Annotated in this window: 12 protein-coding genes; 6 read left to right on the forward strand and 6 right to left on the reverse strand. The window is 39.2% G+C overall.

Annotated features, from left to right (window positions below):
• Positions 1-24 precede the first annotated feature (24 nt).
• Together glnD and dapC are read left to right on the forward strand one after the other, a co-directional pair.
• A complete protein-coding gene (glnD, locus tag AC2G3J_RS11050; RefSeq protein WP_336953023.1) occupies positions 25-2,691 on the forward strand; it encodes a [protein-PII] uridylyltransferase in 2,667 nt (888 codons plus the stop codon).
• Positions 2,692-2,719: 28 nt separating this feature from the next.
• On the forward strand, positions 2,720-3,889 hold the full coding sequence (dapC, locus tag AC2G3J_RS11055; RefSeq protein WP_483769979.1) for a succinyldiaminopimelate transaminase: 1,170 nt from the start codon (positions 2,720-2,722) through the stop codon (positions 3,887-3,889).
• A 50-nt stretch (positions 3,890-3,939) separates the two neighbouring features.
• Here dapC and AC2G3J_RS11060 read toward each other — a convergent pair whose 3' ends face one another.
• Positions 3,940-6,117 (reverse strand): TonB-dependent receptor, encoded by a 2,178-nt coding sequence (locus AC2G3J_RS11060; RefSeq protein WP_483769980.1) that lies wholly within the window; start codon positions 6,115-6,117, stop codon positions 3,940-3,942.
• Positions 6,118-6,548: 431 nt separating this feature from the next.
• On the opposite strand from AC2G3J_RS11060, the gene AC2G3J_RS11065 reads away from it, so the two are divergent.
• A complete protein-coding gene (locus AC2G3J_RS11065) occupies positions 6,549-7,724 on the forward strand; it encodes an efflux RND transporter periplasmic adaptor subunit (protein ID WP_483769981.1) in 1,176 nt (391 codons plus the stop codon).
• A gap of 1 nt (position 7,725) precedes the next feature.
• Positions 7,726-10,896 carry an efflux RND transporter permease subunit gene (locus AC2G3J_RS11070; RefSeq protein ID WP_483769982.1) on the forward strand — a complete coding sequence of 1,057 codons (3,171 nt, stop codon included), beginning with the start codon at positions 7,726-7,728 and terminating at the stop codon, positions 10,894-10,896.
• 137 nt (positions 10,897-11,033) lie between these two features.
• On the opposite strand, the gene AC2G3J_RS11075 is transcribed toward AC2G3J_RS11070, so the two are convergent.
• From AC2G3J_RS11075 to msrB, 4 genes are all read right to left on the reverse strand, one after another.
• Positions 11,034-11,654 (reverse strand): LysE family translocator, encoded by a 621-nt coding sequence (locus tag AC2G3J_RS11075; protein ID WP_336953030.1) that lies wholly within the window; start codon positions 11,652-11,654, stop codon positions 11,034-11,036.
• Positions 11,655-11,726: 72 nt separating this feature from the next.
• Positions 11,727-12,572, reverse strand: coding sequence for an AraC family transcriptional regulator (locus AC2G3J_RS11080; RefSeq protein WP_336953263.1), 846 nt, complete (start codon positions 12,570-12,572; stop codon positions 11,727-11,729).
• 35 nt (positions 12,573-12,607) lie between these two features.
• On the reverse strand, positions 12,608-13,090 hold the full coding sequence (locus AC2G3J_RS11085) for a glutathione peroxidase (protein ID WP_336953031.1): 483 nt from the start codon (positions 13,088-13,090) through the stop codon (positions 12,608-12,610).
• Positions 13,087-13,506 (reverse strand): peptide-methionine (R)-S-oxide reductase MsrB, encoded by a 420-nt coding sequence (gene msrB, locus AC2G3J_RS11090; RefSeq protein ID WP_483769983.1) that lies wholly within the window; start codon positions 13,504-13,506, stop codon positions 13,087-13,089. The genes AC2G3J_RS11085 and msrB overlap by 4 nt, the downstream gene beginning before the upstream one ends.
• A 151-nt stretch (positions 13,507-13,657) precedes the next feature.
• Here msrB and AC2G3J_RS11095 point away from each other — a divergent pair, with 151 nt between their 5' ends.
• Both AC2G3J_RS11095 and AC2G3J_RS11100 read left to right on the forward strand, forming a co-directional pair.
• The gene (locus AC2G3J_RS11095) at positions 13,658-14,893 is read left to right on the forward strand and encodes a pyridoxal phosphate-dependent aminotransferase (protein ID WP_336953032.1); all 1,236 of its coding nucleotides are present in this window, start codon (positions 13,658-13,660) and stop codon (positions 14,891-14,893) included.
• A gap of 306 nt (positions 14,894-15,199) precedes the next feature.
• A complete protein-coding gene (locus AC2G3J_RS11100) occupies positions 15,200-16,258 on the forward strand; it encodes a type II asparaginase (protein WP_004720964.1) in 1,059 nt (352 codons plus the stop codon).
• A gap of 249 nt (positions 16,259-16,507) precedes the next feature.
• On the opposite strand, the gene AC2G3J_RS11105 is transcribed toward AC2G3J_RS11100, so the two are convergent.
• On the reverse strand, positions 16,508-17,854 hold the full coding sequence (locus AC2G3J_RS11105) for an esterase-like activity of phytase family protein (RefSeq protein ID WP_419359265.1): 1,347 nt from the start codon (positions 17,852-17,854) through the stop codon (positions 16,508-16,510).
• Positions 17,855-17,947 lie beyond the last annotated feature (93 nt).

Raw genomic sequence — 17,947 nt, forward strand, 5'->3', positions numbered from 1 at the left:
AATATATTTGCGGACAAGACATCCATGATCAACACCTCTCCTCTGTTGGAATATGTAACTGATATACATGACATTAAAGCGATTAATCAATGGCGTAGCGATGTCGAACAACAGTTAAATGAGGCTTATGATCATGGTACAACAATACGCGAAATTGTCCGTACCCGCTCAAATGTGGTAGATGAAGCCCTTATGTTTCTATGGAAACATTCCGGGCTGGATCAAACAGATCTCGGTTTATTTGCTGTTGGCGGCTATGGACGGCGCGAAATGTTGCCCTATTCCGATGTCGACATCATGATTCTTTCAGAAGAAGATCTTTCTCCTGAACAAGAACAAACGGTGACGCAATTTATTTCTACACTTTGGGATGTGGGGAATTTTAAACCCGGTATCAGTGTACGTACTATCCGAAGTTGTTTTGAACAAGCCACCAATGATCTCACTGTTGCAACCTCACTGATTGAAGCACGATTGATTATTGGTAATCAACATCTGGCAAGATGGCCTCGTCGTGTCGTTTCACAAACTTGGACAGATAAGACTTTCTTTGATGCCAAGATGGATGAACAAGCGCAACGTTATGCGCAACATAACAATACTGAAAGTAATTTAGAACCCGACATTAAAAATGCACCCGGCGGTATTCGGGACATTAACCAAATTGGCTGGATTGCCAAACGGCATTTTCGAGTCAATCGTATTTACGACTTGGTTCATTTGGGTTTTATTTCTGAATTTGAATTGGGCGTTCTAGAGGAAGCTGAAAACTTTCTTTGGGAAATCCGACATCATTTACATCGTTTAACTAAACGTGATGAAAATCGTCTATTGTTTGATTATCAACGTGATATTGCTGCTAAATTTGGCTATACGCGAGAAGATGATCATCATCCAAATTATCCAATTGAACAGTTCATGAAGCGTTATTATCGTACCGCGCAGCAGGTTTCGACCTTAAATGAAATGTTATTGGCTTATTTCAATGAGTCGGTGATTACTCCACGTTTACCCGACTATGAACGTAAAATCGAAAATATTAACGAACATTTTAAACTGGTTGATGGCAAGCTCGCAGTTCAACAACATAAAATTTTTTCCGAAAATCCAAGTGCGATTTTAGAAATTTTCTATATCTTAGCGAATCGCCCTGAAATTGAGGGTATTCGTGCACGTACACTGCGTCTTTTGACCTTAGCTGCAAAAAGAATTGATCAAGCATTTCGTGATAATCCAACCCATCAAGCACTATTCATGGCGATCATTCGCTCTCCATATCGTTTATACGAAACCATGGTGGCAATGAAGCGTTATGGTGTATTAGGAAATTATATTCCTGCTTTTGGGCAAATCATGGGACTGATGCAATATGACTTGTTCCATATTTATACCGTCGATGCACATACCTTACTGTTAATTCGTAATTTAAATCGTTTTAAAGAACCCGGCTTTGCCAAAGACTATCCTGTTGTCAGTTCTGTATTTCAACGCTTAGTCCGCCGTGACATCGTATTCCTTGCTGCATTATTCCATGATATTGCCAAAGGCCGTGGTGGAGATCACAGTGAACTTGGCGCTGAAGATGCAATTGAATTCTGTCTTGCGCATGGGTTTACTGAGCGCGAATGTAATCTGGTTGCTTGGCTCATCCAAAACCATTTACTGATGTCGATGACCGCACAGAAAAAAGATATTTCTGATCCAGATGTGGTGAAAGAGTTTGCTGAAAAGCTTGGTGATATGGAGCATTTAGATTATCTCTATACACTGACAGTTGCCGATATCAATGCCACCAATCCAAAACTTTGGAATACATGGCGCTCTTCTTTGATGCGTCAACTCTATACCCATGCGCGTGATGTAATTCGTTCTGGTTTGGGTCGACCTGTTGATTATCAAATGCTGATTGAAGATACCAAATTCTCTGCAAGCGAAGTCTTGGTGGATGAGTTTCCACTTGATCAAGTTGAAAAGGTTTGGCAAGAGCTTGGGGACGAATACTTCCTTAAAGAATCCGCAGATGAAATTGCATGGCATACTCGCGCCATTTTGCAACACGGCGACAACCCTGCACCATTGGTGCTCATGCGTGCGCACCGTAAAGCCGCACAAGATGCTGTACAGATCTTTATTTATACTCAAGACCAACCCAATCTGTTTGCTACCACAGTGGCAATTTTGGATCGTATGAATTTAGATGTCCAAGATGCACGGATTATCACTGCAACCAAAGCCTTTAGTTTAGATACTTATGTGGTCTTGGATCGTTTCGGTACCTTATTAACCGATCCTGAACGTGAAGAAACAGTCAAACAGGCGTTAATTAAAGCCTTAAGCGAATCAGATAAATATCCGGGTTTGATGCAACGTCGTATTCCACGTCAACTTCGCCACTTCGATATTGAAAATACCGTGGATGTAACACTGAACGAAGCTTTGCAGCAAAATATGGTAGAAATCTCTACTCTCGACCAACCGGGCTTACTCGCACGCGTTGGTGGTTTATTTATGATGCAAGGTTTAGACATACATTCTGCTAGAATCGCCACGCTGGGTGAAAAAGCAGAAGATATTTTCTTTGTCACCAAAAAAGATGGCACCCCCCTCACTGAAGCTGAGGCTGAAGTCTTTACCGCAAAATTAAAAGCGGCATTAGACGAAGCATCAAATCAAATCTGTGGGCAACATTAATCTTACTTTCTATCGTGGTAATTGTTTCATGAACTCTAGTTTGTCTTTATTACATCCTTATCCATTTGAAAAGTTAAGCCAGCTTTTTCAGGATGTAAAACCTGCAGATTTACCTTTGATCCCACTTTCAATTGGAGAACCAAAGCATCCTGCTCCTGAGTTTGTGAAGCAAGCGATCATTGATAATTTTCAGCACCTTTCAACTTATCCAAACAGTAAAGGTTTACCCGAACTTCGTGAAAGTATTGCTCAGTGGCTAACCCGTCGTTTTAAGCTGAATGCGATCAGTGCGGAAGATCATGTTCTTCCGGTAACAGGTACACGTGAGGGAATTTTCTCTTTTGTACAAGCCTTGATTAATCGTGATGACGCACCTTATGTGGTAATGCCTAATCCGTTCTATCAAATTTATGAAGGTGCGACTCTTTTAGCTGGTGCCAAGCCATACTTTGTCAACTGTACCGACGACAACAATTACCTTGGTGATTTTGATGCTGTACCTGCTGAAGTTTGGGAAAAAACCGCACTTTTGTTTGTTTGTACGCCGGGAAATCCTACTGGTGCGGTACTTTCAAAAGCACAATTTAAAAAGCTAATAGCACTTTCTGACCAATATGATTTTGTGATTGCGTCTGATGAATGTTACTCAGAATTATGGTTTGATGAAGCACCTATCGGCTTATTGGAAGTCTGTGCTGAATTAGGTCGTGACGATTATAAAAATTGTATCGTGTTCCATTCTCTGTCTAAGCGTTCAAACTTACCGGGTATGCGCTCAGGTTTTGTTGCTGGTGCTGCAAACTTACTTAAACCTTATTTAAAATTCCGTACTTATCACGGCGCTGCAATGCCAGTCCAGCATCAATTGGCTTCAATTGTTGCTTGGAACGATGAAACACATGTTGAAGAAAATCGTAGACTGTATCGTGCTAAGTTTGATTTGTTCCAAAATGAACTCGGTCATCTTTTACCATTACAAAAGCCTGATGCAGGTTTCTATTATTGGTTAAAAGTCGATCATGATGAAAACTTTGCCAAAATGTTAATGGAAAAAGCCAACATTAAAGTTTTACCGGGGCGTTATTTGTCTCGTGATACTGAACAAGGCAATCCTGGTGAAGGTCATGTTCGTATGGCATTGGTCGCAGATATTGCTCAATGTGAGCAAGTGATTCAGCGTCTGAAAACCATTTTATAAAAAATGTTGTTATAAAAAATGCCCCAAATTTGGGGCATTTTTTGTGGTGTTTAAAAATCAAAGGTTGCACTTAATTTAAAGGTACGGGGATCACCTAAAGACAAATAGGTATAGTCATTTACAGATGCTGAAGCCCAATAATCCTTGTCTAAAACATTGGTCACTGAGAAATTGAATGTTGTCGGAACTTTATTAATTTTGGTCTTATAATTTGCACCAACATCTAATCTAGTCCAATCGTTAATTTTCAACGTATTGGCATTATCGGCATATGTTGAACCCGTATACACAACACGACCATTTACACTAATATCCTCTTCAACTGGTAATTTCCAATCTGCTTCTAGATTCGCTTGAAACTTTGGAACGCCAATAACTTCATTATTATTGTATAAACCTTGATAAGTATCCTTCTGTTTGGTATCAATCCACGTCGCACCACCCAAAATCTTAACGAAGTCAGTTAATTGACCATAGGCATTAAATTCAAGACCTTGATGGATATTGGTTGCCTGACTTAATTGTGGGGTTCCAGAAGTATTCACAGAAGCTTTTCGACGGTCTGTATAGAAGTAACTTAATGCACCACCGAGGTGATCATTTTCGAACTTTAATCCAACTTCTTTCTGCTTAGATACAAAAGGATCAGCAATATAGTTATTACCAACACTATCCTGTATCGCATCCCCTTGTACCAAAGCTTCTATATAATTAGCGTAAATTGCCATTTCAGGGGTTAATTTATAGCTCATACCTAATGCTGGCGTAACTTTGTTTTTATTAATATCGTACTTATAAGTGCCGTATGAATAAACATCTTGTTTAATTTCTTGATAGCGTGCACCAAGCATTACTGTCAAACGATCATCTAAAGCAGAAATATTATCGCCTAAAGCTACACTTTTTAAAGTATTCACTCCTGCTTTAGGATATGTACCAGCGGCACCTAACCATTTATTAATATTTGAGCCATCTGTATAAATAGGATTATAAAAATTATCGTCTAAACTTGTTGCATAACCATAACTATATCGTTTATCTGCTCGATAGATCGACCCAGAAAAAACCACATTATGCTTTAAAGTACCTGTATCAAATTTAGTTTTTACTCCAATTTCTGCACTGTTATTGGTATCTTTACGTGGAATGGTCGATGCCGATAATTTGGCAGCTCCTGTTTGAGTATTACTTAATTGCTGACTTGAATAGACACCATCTTCTTCTGTTTTACGGAATCCATAAGCGGCATATGCAGTTGTTGCATCATTTAAATCATATTCCGCACGGAAGCTACCAAAAATATCTTCTTCATTTGAATATGTCCATGACTGACCATGATAATTCGCATACTGTGATGCACTTGGTAATGCAGTTACGCTATTGGTTAAACGCAAACTTGGGCGATTTTCACTTAAACGGTTGTTGGTATATCCCAAATCACCAGAGAGGCGTAATTGTTCACCTTTATAATCCATCGCAATTGAAGCGACACCTAGTGAATTATCTTCTTTGTCAATTTCTGTATTGCCACCATGATATGCCGTATTTACACGCACACCAAATTTCTCATCTTCACCAAAACGTCTCGATACATCTGATGAAATATAGCCACCATTAAAATCTGTACCTACATTGATACGATTTAATGGCTCATTTCCCGCTCTTTTAGGCAACAAATTAATAGAACCACCAATCCCAGTTCCTCCGGGAATCGCTCCATTTAAAAATGCTGAGGCACCTTTAAATACTTCGACACGTTCAAATAACTCCGTTGGAATATATTGACGAGGAAGTATTCCATATAAACCGTTATAAGCCGTATCATCAGAAGCTAGCACAAAACCACGAATAAAATATGCTTCCTGAAAATTCCCAAAGCCCTTTGCTGTACGCACAGCTGAATCTGCCTGAAGTACATCTCCCACACTCTCAGCTTGACGCTCTTGAATATATTGATTGGTATAGCTGGTTAGATTAAACGGTGTATCTATATTTTTCTGATTGCCAAATATCCCAACTTTACCACCAGAAGCCACCTGTCCTCCAGCAAATGCTGGCATTAAACCCTCTGCTGATGCATCTGCACTTGCGACTACTGTAATCGTACTCAGTTGTTTTGCATTGCCATTGCTCGACTGAGACAATGAAGCATCTTGTTGTTCAGCATGCGCAATCGCAGCACTTGTCGCCACTGCCATCATCACAATTAAGGGTTTAATTTTTCGCATAGGAGGCTCTAAAACAGTCATCTAAATTAAGCCGCCATATTAAATGATAATCACTCTTGCTTAAACTTACTTTCTCATTTTATAAGCGTGATTTTTTAAATAAAAAAGCAATATATCATGGTATTTATTTATTAAAAAAAATTACAAATTGAGAATAGCCTTGTAGTTTTTATAAAAAATTATACTAATCACTAAAGTTTTCATATTAAAAACATATAAATAATTTTATCCGCTCAACCTATCTAATAATCAATGCATTAAAACAACAAATGTCGCTAACTTGAATGCCCCCTCTATAGCAAAATTTAACTACTTAACTTTCAAAAAATCACATTAAGCGCTGTATTGCAACTTGACCAAACATAGAGCCTTTAGAGATACTCAACTTATCTCTACTCATTTAAAAAACTAAAATGAAATCGCATGACCCAATGAAAAAAAAGCGCATAAACTCAAAACTCGGGATCATTATTGCAATTATTTTTATTGTGCTAATCGTCGCTTTTATTGGATGGAAATCTTCAAATAAAAAACAGACTTCTTCAGAAAATGCAGCAACATCCGCGTCTAACGCAAAACCAGCACTAACTGTAACGGTGATACAGCCCGAGGTACAAAACTGGAAGCAAAACTTTACAGCCAATGGCAATATTGCTGCATGGCAAGAAGTGGTGATTGGCAGTGAACTTTCGGGGCAACGAATTACCAAAGTCAATGTCAACGTTGGAGATAGCGTACAACGTGGGCAAGTTTTGGCTGAAATTAACAGCGAAAGTATTCGTGCAGAATTGGCGACAGCAAAAGCCAATTATGCAGAAGCGAAAGCTGTGCTAGCTGATGCCAGTATCAATAATCAACGTATTCAACAACTCAAAAATACCGGTGCAATTTCACAACAAGAAGCGACAAAATACCTGACTTCTCAAAGTACAGCACAAGCCCGTTTAGATGCTGCCAAAGCCCAAATTGACAGTAATCAGCTTCGTTTAACACAAACCCATGTGATTGCACCCGATCATGGAGTTATTTCAGCACGTACAGCAACAGTTGGCTCATTGGCACAAACGGGACAAGAACTGTTCCGCTTGATCCGTGATAACCGTTTGGAATGGCGTGCCGAAGTAACCTCGACAGACTTATATAAACTTAAAAAAGGCATGACAGCGCATATCACCTCACCTGATCCTAGCCGTTCTGCCGTTTCAGGTAGCGTTCGGATGATTGCACCAGTCATTGACCCGCAAACACGTTATGGCTTGGTCTATGTGGATATACCTACCACTGATGCTGTTCGTATGGGTATGTTTGTCAAAGGTGAGTTTGATCTAGGCCAAAAGCCAGCACTAACAGTGCCTCAAACCGCAGTACTTTTACGTGATGGTTTCTCTTATGTGTTTATTGTCAATAAAGATAATCGAGTAACTCAACAGAAAGTCACACTTGGTCGACGTTTAAATGATCGTGTTGAAATTGTTGATTTAGCAGCAAACACTCAACTGGTTGCCTCTGGAACAGGATTCTTGTCAGATGGTGATTTAATCAAACGTGGGCAAGCCATTCCAGATACACCATTGACCAAACAACTCGTTAGCACGCAGGAGAAATAACATGAATTTCTCCGCTTGGTCGATTAAGAATCCGATTCCCGGTATTTTGCTTTTTATCATGCTTGGTTTAGCGGGTTTGATGTGTTTTCATTGGATGAAAATACAACAATTTCCCGATATTGAATTACCAATGGTCACGGTCACAGCGGCTTTACCAGGTGCAGCACCTCCCCAACTGGAAACTGAAGTTGCACGTAAAATTGAGAACTCGATTGCAACCTTACAGGGGCTTAAAAATCAATATACCAATATCCAAGATGGTGTAGTCACCGTAACCGCAGAGTTTCAACTGGAAAAACCACTACAAGAAGCTGTTGATGATGTACGTAACGCCGTTTCACAAGTACGTTCAGATTTACCCGCGGATCTTCGTGATCCAATTGTCAGTAAAATTAACCTTTCAGGTTCACCAATTCTCACCTATACCATCCAATCCCCCCGTATGGATGAGGAAGCATTGTCTTGGTTTGTGGATTATGACGTTGCGCGTGCTATGTTAAAAGTCAAAGGGGTTGGTGCGGTTTCTCGTGTAGGCGGTATCACTCGCCAAGTTGAAGTTGAGGTTGACCCTGAAAAACTCTTGGCATTAAATGCCACAGCAACAGACATCACCCGACAATTACGCCTTGTTCAACAAGATGCTTCTGGCGGACAAACCAAAATAGGTGGCAGTGAACAGTCTATTCGTACTATTGCCACAGTAAAAACTGCTGCTGAAATTGCAGCAATGGATATTTCCTTGAGTGATGGTCGCCATATTCGGCTGGATCAAGTTGCCAGTATTCGCGATAGCATTGCTGAACGACGCTCTGCTGCACTGTTAAATGGTCACCCTGTGATTGGCTTTGAAATTACTCGCAGTAAAGGTGCGAGTGAGGTTGATGTTGAAATCGGTGTAAAAGAGGCGCTTGAAACATTAAAAGCATCTCATCCCGATATTAAAATCACAGAAGCATTTAACTTCGTAAACCCCGTGGTTGATAACTATAAAGGTTCGATGTCTTTACTCTATGAAGGTGCGCTTCTTGCAATCTTGGTGGTTTGGCTATTTCTACGTGATTGGCGTGCCACGATCATTGCTGCAACTGCTCTACCTTTGTCAATTTTACCTGCCTTAATTGGGATGTATTACTTAGGTTTTACTTTAAATATTGTCACACTATTAGCCATGTCTCTGGTTGTTGGGATACTGGTTGATGATGCCATTGTAGAAATTGAAAATATCATCAGGCATCTTCGAATGGGGAAAACACCTTATGAAGCTGCGATGGAGGCAGCCGATGAAATTGGTTTAGCCGTGATTGCCACAACCTTTACCTTGATCGCAGTGTTCTTGCCCACTGCCTTTATGAGTGGAATTGCGGGTAAATTCTTTGTGCAATTTGGCTGGACAGCGGCTTTGGCTATTTTTGCCTCGCTCTTGGTGGCACGCTTACTGACGCCTATGATGTCAGCCTATATTCTTAAACCATGGGTTGGTAAAGTTGAAAGTCATCATGATAATCAAGTATTAGATGATCAAAGCCAAACAATCAAAGATCATGGTGATCTTGAACTTCAACATGACCGTGCCAAAGATGGTCGGATGATGCGCGCATATATGCGGATGGTTACGTGGTGTTTAAATCATCGTTGGATTACCTTAAGCAGTGCGATCATATTCTTTATTGCTTCACTGATGCTCATCCCATTACTCCCTACAGGCTTTGTTCCACCACCTGACACTGGGCAAACCCAAGTGCGTGTAGAGCTTCCACCAGGTTCACAATTTCCAGATACCTTAAAAGCAGCAGAATACGCCCGTAGTTTAATAAAGGATCATCCTGAGATTAAAAGTATCTATACCACCATTGGAGGTGGTTCAGCAGGTACAGATCCATTTGCGGGGGGTGCATCGAGTGAACCAAGAAAAGCAACATTAACCATTCAAATCACAGCACGTTCTGACCGCGCTGCGAGTCTACAAAAAATTGAAAATGACTTGCGACAACGTTTAGCCCCACTGCCTGGCGCACGGATTCAAGTCGGTATTGCAGGCAATAACAGCCAGTATCAAATTGCGCTGTCAGGAGATGACCCAGATGTATTAATCACGACAGCACGTCAAGTAGAACGAGAAATTCGTACTATTCCAAATATTGGCAGTATTACCTCAAGCGCAGCATTGATTCGCCCTGAATTGGTGATTCGCCCTGACTTTGCAAAAGCTGCGGATTTAGGCATTACCACGCAAAATATCGCTGAAACTGTGCGTATTGCCACGGCGGGAGATTTTGATCAGAACTTGGCAAAATTAAATCTTTCGCAACGACAAATTCCGATTGTCATCAAACTGCCATTGTCTGCACGTCAAGACCAAGATCTAATTAAACGCTTGATGATTACAGGTAGTAAAGGTCCAGTGATGTTAGGCACCATTGCACAAGTCAATATTGAAAGTGGTCCTTCACAAATTGACCGTTTTAACCGTTTACGTAACATCAACTTTAATATTGAGCTCAATGATCAGCCTTTAGGCGATGTTGCGGCTGCTGTAGATAAACTTCCAACCATCAAAAACTTACCACCGACAGTAAAACGTACCAATCTGGGTGATGCCGATGTGATGGAACAGCTCTTTGCAAGCTTTGGTTTAGCTATGCTGACAGGCGTATTGTGTATCTATGTCGTCTTAGTGCTACTGTTTAAAGATTTCCTACAACCGATCACCATTTTAGTGGCATTACCTTTGGCGCTGGGTGGTGCGTTTGTGCTACTGCTTTTAGCAAAAAGTAGTTTTTCGATGCCAAGTTTGATTGGCTTAATCATGCTGATGGGAATTGCCAGTAAAAACTCTATTCTTTTGGTCGATTATGCAATTATAGCCCGCAATCAACGGCAGTATTCACGTATGAATGCCCTATTAGATGCCTGCCATAAGCGTGCACGCCCCATTATTATGACCACTTTAGCGATGGGTGCGGGGATGTTTCCGATTGCCTTAGGAATAGGTACAGATCCAAGTTTTAGAGCACCGATGGCAATTTCTGTAATTGGTGGACTGATTACCAGTACCTTTTTATCATTATTAGTTATTCCTGTTGTGTATACTTTTATTGATGATATTCACAACATGTTATTTAAACGTAATAAAGCCAATAAATCGAACGAAGCAAGCGTATCTCATTCTTGATTTTTTAAATTGAATCAGATGCTCAACCAGAACTAATTGTTAGACCCAATGGATAAGATGACAACATAATGTAAAAGAAAATGCCTATCTAGATCTTTATTAGATAGGCATTTTTATTGGGTCTAATTTTATTTAGGTTAATTCAGCAATAAAGCCACAGCAAATAAGCCAAAGCATAAAGATGAAAGATAATAAATATATTTGATTTTGGATTTAAACCAATGCATAGCTTGGTTATGAGCCATTAATCGCACCAAAAACAAGTTCCAGATCAATACCACACTCACCATCCACAGACAGATTAAAGTCAGTTGAACAACATTATAGCGTTGATAAATTGCCATAATAATACTGCTATAAAACAGAATGTTTTTAGGATTTAATAAGCTCGACTGTATCCCCAACAAGAGATATTTCATCCATGCAAAGGTTGATTTATTTTGGTGCTCCAGATGGTAATCCACTGTTAGCTTAGCTTGTTGCGCAAATATGAAACACCGATAAGACAAATAACTTAAATAGGTAATACAGCCCCATTTTACCAACTTTAAAATTTCATCATCAAATTTGCCAAGAAAAAATAATGAGCTCAAAACAAGACCAATCACGGCAACATTTCCCAAGACGATTCCTAAGCAAACAGCTCTCGCCGCGCGTGGTCCATTTCGAAACAATGAGGTTAAAATAAGAAAAAAATCAGGGCCGGGTGAAAGTAAAGCAATGAAATGGGTGACCATCACAATAATGAACAGTTGCATTACTCGATCCAAAAAATATTTAGATGAGCTTAAATATTTTTAGAACGTGTTATCTTGTAGATAATTGCGCAGTTAGAGCATGACAAACTGAGCTTGAAACTGCTTCGGTGTGATTCCAGTATGCGATTTAAACACATGATGAAAATGACTTTGGTCTGTAAACCCTAAATCATGAGCAACTTGAATAATTGCTTCTCCATATTTCAAACGCTTTCTGGCTATATTTATTTTTTGATTTAATTGATATGCATGTGGTGTTAAACCAAAATTATTTTTAAACAAGCGGATAATTGCATAACGACTAATCCCGAGGCTTTGACTGAGATCTTCTAAAGAAAGCATCTGTTTATTGTGATCCATATCATCAATTATTGCACCCAAATGCTTTTGAAAGTAATCAGACTGCTTTAATAACGTAAATTCAAAATTCGGCAATAAAATTTCACTCAGAACTTCAATTAATTGTTGTTGTTTGAATAAAATCGAAATGGCAGGATCAAATAACAACTGATTTAATTGCGTAAATGCTTGGTATATATGTGGGTTTGTTAAAATTTGTGGTTTTAGCAGTGGAATATGATGAGGATAAAGCTGCTCGATATCTTTGACTAATTCTGAAACGAGTTGAGCAATCCAATGTGCATCTAGATGCATCATCTGATAGCTCCATGCTTGATTTTCTAATGGATTACATGCGTGTTCTACCTCCGCAGGAATGATTACTACGCTTCCTGTTTGAATGTGCTCCTCTCTGGCAAAATAGCTACTAAAACGGCTTATTCCACAATCCACAGCACCAATCGAGAATGTCGGGTGGCTATGTGGTTTATAGCAAATACGGCTTTGACATGCCCTACGTGTTTCGACATAGGGCATTTGCGGATCAGTCCAAAATTCAACTGTAGTGTCTAATTGCATCATATCCTCAGTCTTATTTTGGTCTTTACAACAGGTTATTCTGCTAAAGCTTTTTCAATATCCTGTTCTATATCCTCAGGCTTCGTGGTTGGTGCATAGCGGTTAATCACTTCGCCTTTCTTATTAATTAAGAATTTGGTGAAGTTCCATTTAATACCATTGCCAAGTATGCCTTTGCTGTTATTGGTTAAATAACGGAATATCACATGTGCTTCAGGCCCTTTTACATTCACTTTAGCGAACATGGGAAAAGAAACGCCATAATTGCGTTGGCAATAAGTGCCGATTTGCTCATTTGTACCAGGGTCTTGTCCACCGAACTGGTTACAAGGAAATCCTAAAACTTCAAGACCTTGGTCTTTATATTTCTCGTAAACCTTTTCTAATCCTGCAAATTGTGGAGTAAAGCCACATTTACTTGCAGTATTTACAATCAATAAAACTTTTCCTTCATAATCAGAAAAAGATTTATTTTCACCCTCTAACAGCTCAGCCTCAAACTGATAAATGTTGGTCATGGATACGTTTCCTCGTCGCCTTTTTCTTGTGATTTTAATTCTAAAGAAGCGGAATTTACGCAGTAGCGTAAGCCCGTTGGTTGTGGTCCATCTTCAAATACATGCCCCAAATGAGCGTCGCAATGATGGCATATAATTTCTACACGTTCCATACCATGTGAATGATCATCTTGTTCTTCTATAACAGTATTACTGATTGGTTTAAAAAAGCTTGGCCAACCACAACCACTGTCATATTTGGTTTCTGAAGAGAATAATTCTTCCCCACAACATCGACATACATAGGTTCCATGCTGCTTGGAATTCCAATACTTTCCAGTAAAGGCAGGTTCAGTGCCCTTTTGTCGAGTGATTTTAAATTCCTCTGGTGATAACTCTCTTTGCCATTCTCGGTCTGTTTTATTGAGTTTTCCCATCATTAAACTCCTTTAAATCTTTGACATTCAATGTCATGCTTCAGTACTTCCATATTTACGCTAGAGCTTGGAAAATTTCTAGCTAAATTTCAACATAGATTGTGATATTTCAGTAATCTATTTTTTTAACTCAAAATAATTGGATAAAATTATGTCCGTTTTAGGTAACACAACCCCACGTGAAATCAAGAAATCGTCAAAGCTAGAGCATGTTTGCTACGACATTCGTGGACCAGTGTTACGAGCGGCCAATGAGATGGAAGAAGCCGGTCATAAAATTATTAAATTAAATATCGGTAACCCCGCCCCGTTCGGCTTTGAAGCCCCGCAAGAAATTATCAATGATGTGGCTTTAAATTTGCCTAATGCTGTGGGTTATACAGATTCAAAAGGGATCTTTCCTGCACGTAAAGCCATTTGTCAATATTATCAGCAAAAAGGTATCTTAGATTTACATGTTAAAGATGTGTATATCGGCAATGGGGTATCTGAACTGATCGTTATGGCGATGCAAGGTTTATTGGATGATGGCGATGAAATGCTGGTTCCAATGCCGGATTACCCATTATGGACGGCAGCCGTAAATCTATCAGGTGGTACAGCGATTCACTATAAATGTGATGACCAAAACTACTGGTATCCTGATATGGCGGATATGGAAAGTAAAATCACCCCGAATACACGTGGTATTGTGGTGATTAACCCAAACAATCCAACGGGTTCAGTCTATCCGCGCCATGTTTTAGAACAGATTGTCGCGTTGGCAAAAAAACATGATCTGATTTTATTTGCAGATGAAATTTACGACAAAATTGTTTATGACGGTATCGAACATGTCTCTATTGCAGCATTAGCTGGAAACCATTTATGTGTTTCTTTTAATGGTTTATCTAAAGCCTATCGTATTGCTGGCTACCGTTCTGGTTGGATGGCGATTACGGGTGATAAGTCACGTGCAATGGATTACATTGAAGGCTTGGACATGCTTGCCTCTATGCGTTTATGTGCCAACCATCAAGCTCAATATGCGATTCAAACCGCTTTAGGAGGCTATCAATCAATTAATGATTTGATCCGCCCAGGTGGTCGTTTATATGAACAGCGCAATATTGCTTGGGAAATGCTTAACGATATTCCTGGTGTATCGTGTGTAAAACCAGAAGGTGCAATGTATTGTTTCCCTAGACTGGATCCTGAAATCTATCCAATTGAAGATGATGAAAAATTCATGTTAGATTTCCTCAAAGCTGAAAAAGTTTTACTGGTTCAAGGAACAGGTTTTAACTGGCCTACACCTGATCATTTCCGTGTGGTATTTCTCCCCGCAGAAAATGAATTACGTGAAGCAATGAACCGTTTAAGTCGTTTCTTGGCAAAAATGCGTTAATCTTTATAAAGTAAACATAAGCTATAAAAGGCATTCAAAATTGAATGCCTTTTTTATTGCTCAAGCATCTGTACAACTAAAAACTTATTCATTGACGTTATATTGTGCAACATCTTTATTGAATGCTGAAAAAACACACTGGCAAACACTTTATCCAGTTTTAATAGTATGTAACTATAAATTTGAGTGATTATTTGAAAAATTACATTTTTAAATAAGTATGGGCAACAGCTCAGTATTTATATAGATTTAAAAACTGGTACAAAAAATGCTTATGACCAGAACAATGATTGAAAAGGATAGTTTATGAAAAAGACGGTTACTGCACTTACACTTGCAATTGGCATGCTTTTACCCTTTACGAGTTATGCAAAAAATAATGTCGTTGTCGTCGCAACTGGCGGTACGATCGCAGGTGCTGGAGCAAGTTCTACAAATAGCGCAACATACACTGCTGCGAAAGTTCCTGTAGATGATTTGTTGAATGCAGTTCCGCAAATTCAAAATCTTGCCAATGTTACAGGGGTACAGGCTTTACAGGTTGCTTCAGAAAGCATCACTGACAAAGAGCTTTTAACCATTGCACGCAAAGTGAATGAGTTGGTTAAAAAGCCTGATGTAAATGGCGTGGTGATAACCCATGGTACAGATACTTTAGAAGAAACTGCTTATTTTCTAAGCCTTACGGTTCATACAGATAAACCAATTGTCGTTGTTGGTTCTATGCGTCCACCTTCAGCGCTTTCAGCTGATGGCCCTTTGAACCTTTATAGTGCTGTTGCGCTTGCTGCCGCAGACAGTGCCAAAGGCAAAGGCGTTTTTGTGTTAATGAATGATGATATTTTTGCAGCACGTGATGTGTCAAAGACCATCAATATTCATACCGATGCTTTTGTCAGCCAATGGGGCGCTTTAGGTACACTGGTTGAAGGTAAGCCTTATTGGTTTAGAAACGTTGCAAAACGTTTTAACAATAGCTCCGAGTTTAATATTGAAAATATTCAAGGTGATGCGTTACCAATCGTTCAAATCGTTTATGGTTCAGGCAATATGCTTCCCGATGCCTATGTGGCCTATGCAAAAGCGGGTGCTAAAGCCATTATCCATGCAGGTACAGGTAATGGTTCCGTTGCGAACTATATTGTTCCGACATTAAACCAACTTCAGCAACAAGGTGTACAAATCATTCGTTCTTCACGTGTTCCACAAGGTTTTGTGTTACGTAATGCTGAACAGCCTGATGATAAATATGGTTGGGTTGTTGCTCACGATTTAAATCCGCAAAAAGCAAAACTCTTAGCGGCTTTGGCACTCACTAAAACCAAAGATGCAAAAGAAATTCAACGGATGTTCTGGGAATACTAAGCTTAATATTTAAATTAAGCTTAAGACCAGCACAAAGTTAATTGTAAAAGAATGCATTAAACCGTCAAATTAATTCGGCGGTTTGATTTTAGATTGAATGGATAATGAGTTAGGGTCTGTTGACGATTCCTCTACGTTTGCGACTATGTGTGTGTTTTAATCGATATTAGACGCGAGTTACGATATTTAGTTACTCTAAATGATGAAAAATATCGTTTCGCAAGGTAACGCGTAGCGGCAAAAAACACGCTAATCTGCTGTTAAATCCAATTGATCAAGGATATAGAGTGTATTGCCATCAATGATATTTTTATCGTGATCCAAATACTTTTGTTCCAATACCCCATCCGTTTCAGAAAAAGCATAATCATCATCATTGAGAACCCCTAAATGCTGTTCATCAATCACCCATAGACCTTCAATTTTATCGTGCGGATACTGTAAACGCGCAACCAAATCCACCACTAAAGTTTTTTCTACTGGGTAGATACCCTGTTGAGCCAGACCAGTCCAGCCTGCTGTTAACACATATTGTTCTAAGGTTTTTTCAGCTATTAACAACCCGAGTTGTTCATCTTGCCGAATCGCTGAAGTTGGCTTTAGCTTTTCCAAATCAGTGGCATGTTGCAGATTTATTTTATAAATCCGTTTAAATGCTTGAGGATTATCTTTATAGAAATCATCATCACGCTCTGCGACTAGAAATTGTGAGGAACTCAATGCGGTAATAGCCGTATTTGAATAAGCCTTAGGACCTCCTTCTTGTTGATACAGATACTGAGAAACGACTTTGCTTTCTAAATCAATCATCACAATACGTACAAGATCTGATTTACTTACCGAAGCATCGGGATTGCTCATAGTGGATTGCATGATGCCCACCAGCTTTTTTTGATCAGGTGTAATAGTTAAACCTTCCATTCCTCGATTCTGGCGTCTATTGGCATATTCTTGAGGCAATAAATAACCCGATGTTCTTCGCTCATCTAATACATAGGCATTGATACGATCAATTTCTAGCCCATCAGCATTAAAATGCACAATATGAGGACCATATTCATCGCTGACCCAAAAAGTACCATCTTTGAGTGCAACCAAACCTTCAGCATCCAATCCAAATTCATCTGTCCCTATGGCTAATTTCTTTCCATCTTGGTCATAGGCGATTTCTTTACTTGCACCAAAATGCTGATTAGGCAAACCAGTAATATTTCTGCCTGTTGGATCTTTTAATAAAATTTCTTTTATTTTCTGAATAGTTCCATCATTTTTTAGCTCAAATAATCCAATTTTAGGGGTATAGTCAGGAGCTAAAAAGATTTTCCCATGATCCTGATTGACGTTATACGTGGTATTCGGTCCACGATCTGTAAGTGCATAAAATTGATGCTTTTCTATAGGGTGTGCTGAAATTTCTGAACCAAACCCACCACAACGAACTTCAATAAAATGACCAGGTTTTGCACCGTCAGATATATTATGAATGTTTAAAACCTCATAAGGTAAACGCACACCTTGACTAAATTTTTTATAAAGCTGAAGATCTTTGTCAATATTGCTTAGGTTGATATGCTGTTCAGAAGACAATAAGTCCATATGCCAATCTCATTTTTTAATATTCTGTTTATTTTCTATCATGAAATCAGATAAACCACAGTAAAAGAAATGCGATAAACTGTATATATACAC

This window comes from Acinetobacter legionensis (assembly GCF_057165765.1).

Coding starts and splice junctions, on each gene's coding strand:
- glnD (WP_336953023.1), top strand. CDS start 25: ATGATCAACACCTCTCCTCTGTTGGAATATGTAACTGATATACATGAC.
- AC2G3J_RS11095 (WP_336953032.1), top strand. CDS start 13,658: ATGTCCGTTTTAGGTAACACAACCCCACGTGAAATCAAGAAATCGTCA.
- AC2G3J_RS11100 (WP_004720964.1), top strand. CDS start 15,200: ATGAAAAAGACGGTTACTGCACTTACACTTGCAATTGGCATGCTTTTA.
- msrB (WP_483769983.1), bottom strand. CDS start 13,506: ATGGGAAAACTCAATAAAACAGACCGAGAATGGCAAAGAGAGTTATCA.
- AC2G3J_RS11075 (WP_336953030.1), bottom strand. CDS start 11,654: ATGCAACTGTTCATTATTGTGATGGTCACCCATTTCATTGCTTTACTT.
- AC2G3J_RS11105 (WP_419359265.1), bottom strand. CDS start 17,854: ATGGACTTATTGTCTTCTGAACAGCATATCAACCTAAGCAATATTGAC.
- AC2G3J_RS11085 (WP_336953031.1), bottom strand. CDS start 13,090: ATGACCAACATTTATCAGTTTGAGGCTGAGCTGTTAGAGGGTGAAAAT.
- AC2G3J_RS11070 (WP_483769982.1), top strand. CDS start 7,726: ATGAATTTCTCCGCTTGGTCGATTAAGAATCCGATTCCCGGTATTTTG.
- AC2G3J_RS11060 (WP_483769980.1), bottom strand. CDS start 6,117: ATGCGAAAAATTAAACCCTTAATTGTGATGATGGCAGTGGCGACAAGT.
- dapC (WP_483769979.1), top strand. CDS start 2,720: ATGAACTCTAGTTTGTCTTTATTACATCCTTATCCATTTGAAAAGTTA.
- AC2G3J_RS11065 (WP_483769981.1), top strand. CDS start 6,549: ATGAAAAAAAAGCGCATAAACTCAAAACTCGGGATCATTATTGCAATT.
- AC2G3J_RS11080 (WP_336953263.1), bottom strand. CDS start 12,572: ATGCAATTAGACACTACAGTTGAATTTTGGACTGATCCGCAAATGCCC.